The sequence below is a fragment of the Mycobacterium sp. ABE4_509 genome, assembly GCF_056160785.1.
The window spans coordinates 1-10,343 of the sequence record NZ_JBSWXU010000172.1 but is presented as its reverse complement, the minus strand read 5'-3'; the positions used below and the strand labels follow the sequence as shown (position 1 = coordinate 10,343).

10 protein-coding genes and 1 pseudogene are annotated in these 10,343 nt (G+C 70.7%); 7 read left to right on the top strand and 4 right to left on the bottom strand.

Annotation, left to right across the window (positions count from 1 at the left end; all coding sequences use genetic code 11):
- Together ACXAID_RS24735 and ACXAID_RS24730 are read right to left on the bottom strand one after the other, a co-directional pair.
- Positions 1-354 (bottom strand): annotated as a pseudogene (locus tag ACXAID_RS24735) (1,4-alpha-glucan branching protein); the annotation flags it as partial.
- Positions 351-1,193, bottom strand: coding sequence for a class I SAM-dependent methyltransferase (locus ACXAID_RS24730; RefSeq protein ID WP_475024825.1), 843 nt, complete (start codon positions 1,191-1,193; stop codon positions 351-353). The pseudogene ACXAID_RS24735 and the gene ACXAID_RS24730, both read right to left, overlap by 4 nt.
- Before the next feature lie 283 nt (positions 1,194-1,476).
- On the opposite strand from ACXAID_RS24730, the gene ACXAID_RS24725 reads away from it, so the two are divergent.
- The 6 genes from ACXAID_RS24725 to mnmA all read left to right on the top strand — a co-directional run bounded on the left by ACXAID_RS24725 (position 1,477) and on the right by mnmA (position 7,500).
- Positions 1,477-2,268: an electron transfer flavoprotein subunit beta/FixA family protein gene (locus tag ACXAID_RS24725; protein WP_475024824.1), complete on the top strand. Its 792-nt coding sequence runs from the start codon at positions 1,477-1,479 to the stop codon at positions 2,266-2,268.
- Between the two features lie 52 nt (positions 2,269-2,320).
- Complete coding sequence (locus tag ACXAID_RS24720) at positions 2,321-3,277, top strand: electron transfer flavoprotein subunit alpha/FixB family protein (RefSeq protein WP_475024823.1); 957 nt, start codon at positions 2,321-2,323, stop codon at positions 3,275-3,277.
- Positions 3,278-3,440: 163 nt separating this feature from the next.
- Entirely contained in the window at positions 3,441-4,292 is an 852-nt protein-coding gene (locus ACXAID_RS24715; protein ID WP_475024822.1) for a GNAT family N-acetyltransferase, read from the top strand.
- Positions 4,289-5,149 (top strand): lysophospholipid acyltransferase family protein, encoded by an 861-nt coding sequence (locus ACXAID_RS24710; protein ID WP_475024821.1) that lies wholly within the window; start codon positions 4,289-4,291, stop codon positions 5,147-5,149. The genes ACXAID_RS24715 and ACXAID_RS24710 overlap by 4 nt, the downstream gene beginning before the upstream one ends.
- Before the next feature lie 45 nt (positions 5,150-5,194).
- Complete coding sequence (locus ACXAID_RS24705) at positions 5,195-6,394, top strand: cysteine desulfurase family protein (RefSeq protein WP_475024820.1); 1,200 nt, start codon at positions 5,195-5,197, stop codon at positions 6,392-6,394.
- A complete protein-coding gene (gene mnmA / locus ACXAID_RS24700) occupies positions 6,394-7,500 on the top strand; it encodes a tRNA 2-thiouridine(34) synthase MnmA (RefSeq protein WP_475024819.1) in 1,107 nt (368 codons plus the stop codon). Before ACXAID_RS24705 ends, mnmA begins: the two co-directional genes overlap by 1 nt.
- Here the strand turns inward: mnmA and ACXAID_RS24695 are convergent.
- Positions 7,497-8,144, bottom strand: a complete 648-nt coding sequence (locus ACXAID_RS24695) for a sensor domain-containing protein (protein WP_475024818.1) — start codon at positions 8,142-8,144, stop codon at positions 7,497-7,499. The two genes, mnmA and ACXAID_RS24695, sit on opposite strands and share 4 nt — an antisense overlap.
- Positions 8,145-8,180: 36 nt before the next feature.
- On the opposite strand from ACXAID_RS24695, the gene ACXAID_RS24690 reads away from it, so the two are divergent.
- Entirely contained in the window at positions 8,181-9,191 is a 1,011-nt protein-coding gene (locus tag ACXAID_RS24690) for a uroporphyrinogen decarboxylase/cobalamine-independent methonine synthase family protein (RefSeq protein ID WP_475024817.1), read from the top strand.
- Between the two features lie 13 nt (positions 9,192-9,204).
- On the opposite strand, the gene ACXAID_RS24685 is transcribed toward ACXAID_RS24690, so the two are convergent.
- Positions 9,205-10,343 (bottom strand): HNH endonuclease (locus tag ACXAID_RS24685; RefSeq protein WP_475024816.1); only part of this gene is annotated, 1,139 nt, incomplete at its 5' end.

Sequence of the window (10,343 nt, the reverse complement as noted above, 5' to 3'; positions counted from 1 at the left end):
GCGCAGTGCCTCGGGCGTGGACGCCGGCGCCGGGCCCGTCGCGGTGCGGATGGTGGCGGCCTCGAGAGCCCGCAGCCCCCAGTTGGCCAGCCAGTGCTGCATGCCCTGCAGGCAGTAGGGGTCGTCGAGTTGGGCGGCGACCACCGGGGTGACGCCGAGGGTGACGAGGTGGCGGCGGTCTTCTGCGGCCAGCGCGCGCAGCACCCGCATCAGCGGCAGATACGCCGCCGACCAGGACTGGTAGAGCCACTCCTCGCCGACCGGCCAGCGGCCGTGGTGGGCCAGCCACGGCAGGTGGGTGTGCAGGACCAGTGTGAACAGCCCGGGGACGGCCTCCGTCTGCGGTTCGGTCATGTCCGCTCCGCGATCGCCACCAGGTCCAGGCTGTCGTCGATGTCGATGCCGTGGCCTGCCGGTTCGAGGTCGAAGTCGTCGACGGTGATGGATTCGATGTCGGCGAGCAGGTCGGCGGGCCACGGTGCGTCGGCCACCGCCCGCGCGATCTGGGCGTCGATGATCGATCCGCCGTGCCGGTCGTCCAGGGTGGTCAGGTGGGCCGAGTGGTAGACGCCGAGCATCGATCGCACGGTGAACAGACCGGCCGATTCGAGCAGTTCGGTGAGCTCGGCGGCGTTGAGTTCGCGGGTGTGGAACGGGTTGACCGGGGTGTCGCGGCCAGGGGAGAAGGTGATGCGGTTCGGTGTCGACATCAGCAGCAGCCCGCCCGGGCGCAGCACCCGGTGGCACTCGGCGACGAACCGGCCTTGGTCCCAGAGGTGTTCGATGACCTGGAAGTTGACCACGACGTCCACCGACTCGTCGGGCAGCGGCAGGTCGGCGAGGTTGCCCTGGCGCATCTCGATGCGGGGATAGCGGGCCCGGACGTGCTCGACGGTCGACGCGTCGTAGTCCAGGCCGATCACCCGGTGCGCGACGTCGGCGATCAGATCGGCGCCGTAACCTTCGCCACATCCGGCTTCGAGCACGTCGCGGCCGAGGCAGCGGTCGGCCAGCCGCCGGTAGACGACCTCGTGGCGGCGGAACCAGTAGTTCTCCTCCGCGATGCCGGGAACGGTGCGTTCACCGGTCAGCGGCAGCGCAGCGGTGTCCACAGCCTCGCGGGCCTCGTGCGGGGATGCGTTTCCCCCGGTCGGCCGGCCGTTGCCGGCCGCGCCGGTCATAGCTGAGCTCATCGGGTCCATCTTCTCTTCGCGCAAGCGCTCACCGGGTCCATCTTCTCTTCGCGCAAGCGCCCATGGGGAGGCAGGCTAACCCGTAACCGCGCAGCGGCGAACCGTTCGCCCCGTCTGTTCCTCCCCGACGGGTTGATCGAGCACAAACTTCGACCAGCTATGGTGTTCCTGCGAACCACACAAAGTTACCCACGGGTAACATGGTGGTGATTGCTTCAAACGTGGTATGGCAGGCCGGCAAAGGCCCTCAGAGGGCCCCTTCCGAGGAGGACGAACCAGAGTCATGACGAATATCGTGGTCCTGATCAAACAGGTCCCTGACACGTGGTCCGAGCGCAAGCTGTCCGAGGGTGATTGGACCCTCGACCGTGATGCTGCCGACGCCGTGCTCGACGAGATCAACGAGCGCGCCGTCGAAGAGGCGCTGCTGATCAAGGAGAAAGAAGGCGGCGACAGCACGGTCACGGTGCTGACCGCCGGTCCCGAGCGCGCCACCGAGGCCATCCGCAAGGCACTGTCCATGGGCGCCGACAAGGCCGTGCACCTCGTCGACGAGGGCATGAGCGGTTCGGACATGGTCCAGACCGGCTGGGCGCTGGCCCGCGCCCTGGGCACCATCGAGGGCACCGAGCTGGTCATCGCCGGCAACGAGGCCACCGACGGCACCGGCGGGGCGGTTCCGGCCATCATCGCCGAGTATCTCGGCCTGCCCCAGCTGACCCACGTGCGCAAGCTCAGCGTGGACAACGGCAAGGTCACCGGTGAGCGCGAGACCGACGAGGGCGTGTTCACCCTCGAGGCGACGCTGCCCGCCGTGGTCAGCGTCAACGAGAAGATCAACGAGCCCCGCTTCCCGTCCTTCAAGGGCATCATGGCCGCCAAGAAGAAGGAAGTGACCTCCCTGACCCTGGCCGAGATCGGTGTCGAGGGCGACGAGGTGGGCGTGGCCAACGCCGGGTCGAAGGTGCTGTCCTCGACCCCGAAGCCGCCCAAGACCGCCGGCGAGAAGGTCACCGACGAGGGTGAGGGCGGCAGCAAGATCGCCGAATACCTCGTCGCGCAGAAGATCATCTAGAGCTCATCGAAGAACTTTCACCCACAGACAGACACAGAGGTAGACGAAACCCATGGCTGAAGTACTCGTGCTCGTCGAGCACGCCGAAGGTGAGCTCAAGAAGGTCACCGCCGAACTGATCACCGCCGCCCGGGTGCTGGGCGAGCCCGCCGCCGTCGTGGTGGGCAAACCGGGCACCTCCGACGGGCTCGTCGACGGCCTGAAGGCCGCCGGCGCCGCCAAGATCTACGTCGCCGAGTCCGACGACGCCGAGAAGTACCTGATCACCCCGTATGTCGACGTCCTGGCCGCGCTGGCCGAGTCGGCCACCCCGGCCGCGGTGCTGCTGGCGTCCAACGCCGACGGCAAGGAGATCGCGGGCCGGCTGGCTGCCCGCATCGGCGCCGGCATCCTGGGCGACGTCGTCGACGTCCAGGCCGGCGGCAAGGTCGTGCACTCGATCTTCGGTGGTGCCTACACCGTCGAGGCCGAGCCCGTCGGTGAGACCCCGGTGATCACGCTGCGTCCGGGCTCGTTCGACGCCGAGCCCGCCGACGGCGCCGGCGAGGTCGTCAAGGTCGAGGTCCCGGCTCCGGCCGAGAACGCGACGAAGATCACCTCCCGCGAGCCGGCTGTCGCCGGTGACCGTCCCGAGCTGAGCGAGGCGACGGTCGTCGTCTCCGGTGGCCGTGGCGTCGGCAGCGAGGAGAACTTCAAGATCGTCGAGGAGCTGGCCGACTCGCTCGGCGGCGCCGTGGGCGCGTCGCGCGCCGCGGTGGACTCCGGCTACTACCCGGGCCAGTTCCAGGTCGGCCAGACCGGCAAGACCGTGTCGCCGCAGCTCTACATCGCGCTGGGCATCTCCGGTGCCATCCAGCACCGTGCCGGGATGCAGACCTCGAAGACGATCATCGCGGTCAACAAGGATGAGGAAGCCCCGATCTTCGAGATCGCCGATCTGGGCATCGTGGGCGACCTGTTCAAGGTGACCCCGCAGCTGACCGAGGCGGTCAAGGCCCGCAAGGGCTGATCCTCGCTGCGCGAGCAGACGCCAAGGCCCCCGTTTCCGCCGGAAACGGGGGCCTTTTGCGCTGGTCGGCATGATCTTGACAACCCGAACCGTCACCCAGCGCTCACGAACACGTCACGTATCGATTGCCGTCGCGCCCGACACCTGCGCGACCGTGCTCGCTATGAGCACTGCTTCTGTACTCATCCCGTCCGACACCTGGAACACCGCAGACGGCGAATCGGGCCATCCCCGCTATTCGATGCTGCTGTGCACCGACGCCGACTCCATCCAAGCCGCGCAACGTCTGCGCCACGAGGTGTTCACCTCCGAGCCCGGGTTCACCCTCAACGACGACGGAAGCTCCGGTGGGCTCGACGCCGACCGGTTCGACGAACACTGCGATCACCTGCTGGTCCGAGACGACGACACCGGCGAGCTGGTCGGGTGCTACCGCATGCTGCCGCCGCCCGGCGCGATCGCCGCCGGCGGTCTCTACACCGCCACCGAATTCGACGTCTCGGCGCTGGACCCGCTGCGATCCTCACTGGTCGAGATGGGCCGGGCAGTGGTGCGTGACGGTCACCGCAACGGTGCCGTGGTGCTGCTGATGTGGGCCGGGATCCTGGCCTACCTGGACCGCAGCGGCTACGACTACGTCACCGGTTGTGTCTCGGTGCCGGTCGCCGATCCGCTGGGGGAGGCACGCCCGGGCAGCCAACTGCGCGGCGTGCGCGACTTCGTCCTGCGCCGGCACGCCGCCCCCGCCGACTGCACGGTGTATCCGTACCGGCCGGTCGTGCTCGACGGCTGCGCCCTCGATGACATCGAACCGCCCCCGCGGGTGGCGGTGCCGCCGCTGATGCGCGGCTATCTGCGGCTCGGCGCGCAGGTGTGCGGAGAACCGGCGCACGACCCCGACTTCGGGGTGGGTGACTTCCCGGCGCTGCTCGACAAACGCCGCGCCGACACCCGCTATCTGAAGCGGTTGCGGTCGGTGGGTGCCGCGGCGGTCGCGGTGGGTGAGTCCGCGTGACGCTCGCGGCCGAGCACGCCTGGTTGCAGCGGGCCAGCTGCGGCGCCGGATGCGTGCATGCAGGCGCCGACTGCCCGGGACGCAGGTGGGTGGTCGCATGCCGCACCGCGCTGCGCACGGCGGCGGCCCTGACCCTGTTCTGCGGAGTGTGGCTGCTGGCCGTGCCGATGCCCGGCCGGTCGCACCTGCAGCGCGGCTACTGCCGGTTGATGCTGCGCTGCCTCGGGGTCCGGATGCAGGTGTCCGGCGGGCCGATCCGCAACGTGCCCGGTGTGCTGGTGGTCAGCGGCCACGTGTCGTGGCTGGACGTCTTCACCATCGGCACCGTGCTGCCCGGTTCCTACGTGGCCCGAGCCGATCTCGTCGAGTGGCCGGCCCTGGGCCCGATCGTGCGGATCATGAAGATCATCCCCATCGACCGTGAGCGGCTGCGCAGGCTGCCGGCCGTGGTGTCCGCCGTCGCCGAGCGGCTGCGGGCCGGGCACACCGTGATCGCGTTCCCCGAGGGCACCACATGGTGCGGCCTGGGCTACGGGCGATTCCGCCCCGCGATGTTCCAGGCGGCCGTCGACTCCGGACGGCCGGTGCAGCCGCTGCGGCTGCACTACCGGCACCGCGACGGCAGGCCGTCCACCGTGCCGGCGTTCGTCGGCGACGACTCGCTGCTGACGTCGGTGCGGCGCGTCATCACCGCCCGCCGTACCGTCTGCCACATTCACGTCGAGTCGCTGCAACTGCCGGGAACCGACCGCCGGGAGCTGGCTGCACGCTGCGAAGCAGCCGTGCGCGGCCGGCCGGACCGGCCTGCGCTGGTGGCGACGACCGACTGCGGTGAGGGTCACGCGCTGGTGGCGTGAGCGCGATGAGGCCGGTCGGCGCAGGACGGCTATGGTGGAACGGTTATGACTGTGCCGGGCCCGGTCTATCTGGACCATGCCGCCACCACCCCGATGCGCCCCGAGGCCGTCGAGGCGATGGCTGCTGTGCTGGCGACCGTGGGCAACGCCTCCTCGCTGCACGGCTCAGGTCGTGTGGCCCGGCGCCGGCTCGAGGAGTCCCGCGAAACGCTGGCCAACGTGCTGGGTGCGCGGCCCTCGGAGGTGATCTTCACCGCGGGTGGCACTGAGAGCGACAACCTGGCCGTCAAGGGAATCTACTGGGCGCGCCGTGACGCCGATCCGCGCCGCCGTCGGATTATCACCACCGCCGTCGAACACCATGCTGTCCTCGACGCGGTGCAGTGGCTGGCTGAACACGAAGGTGCGCAGGTCACCTGGCTGCCGGTCGACGAGCACGGTGCGGTCAGCGCCGCAGGGCTGCGCGCGGCCCTCGGGGATCCCAGCGATGTCGCGCTGATTTCGGTGATGTGGGCGAACAACGAGGTCGGCACGGTCATGCCGGTCCCGGAGCTGACCGCGACCGCTGCCGAGTTCGGCATCCCGGTGCACAGTGACGCCATCCAGGCGGTCGGCCACATCCCGGTCGACTTCGCCACCAGCGGACTGGCCGCCATGAGCGTGGCCGCGCACAAGTTCGGTGGGCCCACCGGAGTCGGGGCGCTGCTGCTGCGCCGCGACGTCGCGTGCGTGCCCCAGCTGCATGGCGGGGGTCAGGAGCGCGATGTGCGCTCGGGCACTCAGGACGTCGCCGGCGCCGTGGCGATGGCCGTGGCCGCGCAAGCCGCCGTCGACGGCGTCGAGAGCGCAGGGGCGCGGGTCCGGGCGCTGCGTGACCGGCTTATCGACGGGGTGCTGGCCGCCATCGACGACGTCGAGGTCAACGGTGCCCCGGCCGAGGGCAGATTACCCGGCAACGCGCACTTCACGTTCCGCGGTTGCGAAGGCGACTCCCTGCTGATGTTGTTGGATGCCAAGGGCATCGAATGCTCGACGGGTTCGGCGTGCACCGCCGGGGTGGCGCAACCCTCCCATGTGTTGCTGGCGATGGGTGCCGATCCAGCGGGTGCGCGAGGATCGCTGCGGTTGTCGTTGGGGCACAACAGCACCGAATCGGACGTCGACGCGGTGCTGGAGGTGCTGCCCGCCGCGGTGGAGCGGGCGCGGCACGCCGCACTGGCGAGTTCGGGTGGGCGGCAGACCTGATGAGCGCTCACCCGAAGCAGCCGTCAACCGGAACGCGGGTGCTCGTCGCGATGAGCGGCGGCGTCGACTCGTCGGTGGCCGCCGCCCGGATGGTCGACGCCGGCCACGATGTCGTCGGCGTGCACCTCGCGTTGTCCTCGGCGCCGGGCACCCTGCGCACCGGTTCGCGCGGCTGCTGCTCGAAGGAGGACGCCGGCGACGCCCGCCGCGTCGCCGATGTGCTCGACATTCCCTTCTACGTCTGGGATTTCGCCGACCGGTTCAAAGAGGACGTGATCGACGACTTCGTCGACGCCTATGCCCGCGGCGAAACACCCAATCCGTGCGTGCGCTGCAACGAGCGGATCAAGTTCTCCGCGCTGGCCTCCCGCGCGCTGGCGCTCGGATTCGATGCGGTGGCCACCGGGCACTACGCGAGGCTGTCGGACGGTCGGTTGCGCCGGGCGGTCGACGGGGACAAGGACCAGTCCTACGTGCTGGCCGTGCTCACCGCAGACCAGCTCGCCCACGCGATGTTCCCGATCGGTGACACCCCCAAGGAACAGATCCGGCAGGAGGCGGCCCGCCGCGGGCTGGCGGTCGCGCAGAAAGCGGACAGTCACGACATCTGTTTCATCCCGTCGGGGGACACCCAGGCCTTCCTCGGCGCCCGCATCGGGGTGCGCCGCGGCAGCGTGGTGGATTCGAGCGGGGCGGTGCTGGCCGAACACGACGGCGTGCACGGGTTCACCGTCGGCCAGCGCAAGGGTCTGGGCATCGCCGGTCCCGGCCCGGACGGGCGACCGCGGTATGTGACCGGTATCGACGCCGCCACCTCCACCGTGCACGTCGGTACCATGTCCGATCTCGACGTGACCGTGTTGCAGGGTGATTCGCCGGTGTTCACCTCGGGGGCCGCGCCGCGCGGCCCGGTGGAGTGCGCGGTCCAGGTGCGCGCCCACGGCGGCATCAGCGAGGCCGTCGCCGAACTGCGCCAGGGTTGTCTGGTCGCCGAGCTGCGCAACCCGCTGCGGGGTGTGGCGCCCGGACAGACGATGGTGCTCTACCGGCGTGACCCCGACGGCGACGAGGTGCTGGGCAGTGCCACCATCAGGGCGGCGCACTAGCCGGGCACGTTGTCCAGGATGTTGGCCATGACGATGTCGGGCACCGTCGCCGAGACCGAGCAGAACGTCACCTCGACGAGCACCGCCGATTTGATCCGGTAGTCACGTCCGCAGTCGCCGGGCCGGGTGCGCACCGAGTCCGGGGTCACGCTCACCTCGCCCACTAGGGCCCTGCCCGAGCGGCTCCGGTCGCACTCGCTGATGCGGGCGACGAGGCCGTCGAACGCGGCCAGCGCGGTCTGCGGGTCGCGGTAGCCGGCTGCCGCCTGGGAGAGCAGGCTGCCCCGATCTGGGCTCTGGTAGGTGGTCTTGTAGAACTCCTCGACGTCGGGTCCGAACACCTGGGTTTCGGCGAACACCCACTGGCACTGCCGTGGAACGGTTTCCAGCAACATCTCGATGTCGACCGGCGTCTTGCTCTGCATTCCCGGCACCGGTGTCAGGTCGTCGCCGGCGCCGGTGATGGCCTGCAACCGGGCCCGGTCGAGCAGCACGGCGTCGACGTCGACCGGAGACCGGGAGTCCTCGTCGAGGCCGGGGGCCGGCCGCACCGCCGTCCCGGTCACCTCAGCGGTGCACCCACCCAACGTCGCGGCCAGCACCACCGCGGTGCACAGCGCTGACGTGCACGAGCGGGCCGTCATGCGATGACTGTATCGGGGTCGAATATCGTCGGGCGAGTGAGTGTTTTCGCTACCGCGACCGGCATCGGGTCCTGGCCGGGTTCCTCGGCCCGGGAAGCCGCCGAGATCATCGTCGGCGAGCTGCACCGGCTCCCGCATCTGGTAGAACTCCCCGCCCGTGGGGTGGGGGCCGACACGGTCGGCCGCGCCGGTGCGCTGCTGGTCGACATCGCCCTGGACACGGTGCCCCGTGGTTACCGGATCGCGGCCGGGCGCCGTACCACGACGCGGCGGGCCGCGAGCCTGCTCGACGAAGACATCGACGCGTTCGAAGAAGCCTGGGAGAGGGCGGGGCTGCGGGGTGCCGGGCGGGTGGTCAAGGTTCAGGCGCCGGGGCCGGTGACCCTGGCCGCGCACCTGGAGCTTCCCGGCGGTCATCGCGCCATCACCGATGCCGGCGCGGTGCGTGATCTCACCACGTCGCTTGCCGAGGGGGTGGCGGCACACCGCGCGCAGGTGGCCCGCCGGCTGGACACCCCGGTGGTGGTGCAGTTCGACGAGCCCTCCCTGCCGGCGGCGCTGGCCGGGCGGCTGACCGGGGTGACCAGCCTCTCGCCGGTCCATCCGGTGGACGAGGCGGTGGTCGGCGGTCTGCTCGACGAATGTGTGGCCGCGGTCGGCGGTGAGGCCGTGGTGCACAGTTGCGCGGTCGGGCTTCCCTGGCAGCTGTTGCAGCGCAGCACCATCGACGCGGTATCGGTCGACGTCGCGACCCTGACCGCCGCCGACCTGGACGGAATCGGGGAGTTCGTCGAATCGGGCCGCACCGTGCTGCTGGGCGCGGTGCCGAGCACCCCCTCGGCCGCCCGCCCGGTGGTCGAGCAGGTCGCGGCGTCGGTTGCCGCGGTGACCGACCGGCTCGGGTTCGCCCGTTCGGTGCTGCGGGAGCGCATCGGCGTCACCCCCGCATGTGGGCTGGCCGCAGCGACACCGGCCTGGGCGCGCACCGCGATCGAGGTGACGCAACGGGTCGCCGATGCAATGGCCGAGGACCCCGACGCGATCTGAGCAGACGTGTGCCCTAAGCGGCGTGCGGGTCAGCCAGCGCGATGGTGATCCGAGCCTCGACCTCGGCCATGTGCATCACCGGTGGCCCGGGCAGCGGCGGGGCCGTGGAGCGGTAGGTGGCCCCGGTCGGGGTGTGGAACTCGGCGCGGTGCACGCCGCCCTTCTGGCTGGCCACCACCCGCCAGCCCAGGGCCTCCTTGACGTAGTTGCAGCGCGCACACAGCCCCAGCCCGTTGACCGAGTCCGTCGCCCCGCCGCACCGTTTGGGATCGGCGTGGTCGCGATGCCGGACGGGGGCGTCGCAGAACGGGGTGCGGCACGTCTGGTCGCGCAGCCCGATGAACGCCGCGAGGGCCTTCGGGAATCGTCGGGCCTGCGACTCCAGCGCGACGAGCTGCCCGGACCGCGGGTGCCGGTAGAGCCGCCGCAGACTCGCCTTGGCGTGCTCGTCGCTGACCGCGTCGCCGACCAGATGGCGGACCACCGCGGCCGGCACCGGCCCATAGTCCGCCAGCCAGCCGGGACTGTCGTCGCCGCCGAACAGTGTGGTGTCGGCCAGCACGAGGTTCAGCGCGACCGGAACAGGCTGCTCGGCCGGGCGCCCGGTGACCCGCTCGACGAGGGCGTCGGCCATGACCTGGCCGCGGGTCCGGCCGTCGAACGTGGTGTCGGCCAGGCGCTTCAACGCAGCCCACAACGCGACCCCCTGGGCGACCGGCAACAGTGCGGTCACGTAGGTCATGGTGTCGGGAGCCGGTCGGATGGTCACGCAGCGGTCTTCGGTGGCTTTGGCGCTGCGCGCCACCACCGCCGCGGCGTCCAGGCGCGCGGCGATCTTCTTGGCCTCGGCTTCGACCCGCGCGTTGCCCCAGCCCTCGAGGCCTGCGGCGTCGCCGCACAGCTCGGCATCGAGTTGGCGCCGGTGTTCGACACTCAGACAGGCCGACTGCTGCACGATCAGTGTTGCCCGCCACTCGGACAGAGCCCCGGATTCCAGCGCCGCCAGGGTGTGGGGCATCTCCTCGACCGACGCGCGGGCCATGCCCAGGTGGGTGCTGCCGCGGGCGGGGGAGTCACGGCGGGCCAGCCCCACTTCGCTGGCCAGACCCCTGCACTGCTGCGCCACCGGGACCCCGGCGGCCTGCTCGGCGC

Bases quoted from the DNA above. Each gene is read 5' to 3' on its own strand.
- ACXAID_RS24730 (WP_475024825.1), bottom strand. From the start codon at position 1,193: ATGAGCTCAGCTATGACCGGCGCGGCCGGCAACGGCCGGCCGACCGGG.
- ACXAID_RS24725 (WP_475024824.1), top strand. From the start codon at position 1,477: ATGACGAATATCGTGGTCCTGATCAAACAGGTCCCTGACACGTGGTCC.
- ACXAID_RS24720 (WP_475024823.1), top strand. From the start codon at position 2,321: ATGGCTGAAGTACTCGTGCTCGTCGAGCACGCCGAAGGTGAGCTCAAG.
- ACXAID_RS24715 (WP_475024822.1), top strand. From the start codon at position 3,441: ATGAGCACTGCTTCTGTACTCATCCCGTCCGACACCTGGAACACCGCA.
- ACXAID_RS24705 (WP_475024820.1), top strand. From the start codon at position 5,195: ATGACTGTGCCGGGCCCGGTCTATCTGGACCATGCCGCCACCACCCCG.
- mnmA (WP_475024819.1), top strand. From the start codon at position 6,394: ATGAGCGCTCACCCGAAGCAGCCGTCAACCGGAACGCGGGTGCTCGTC.
- ACXAID_RS24695 (WP_475024818.1), bottom strand. From the start codon at position 8,144: ATGACGGCCCGCTCGTGCACGTCAGCGCTGTGCACCGCGGTGGTGCTG.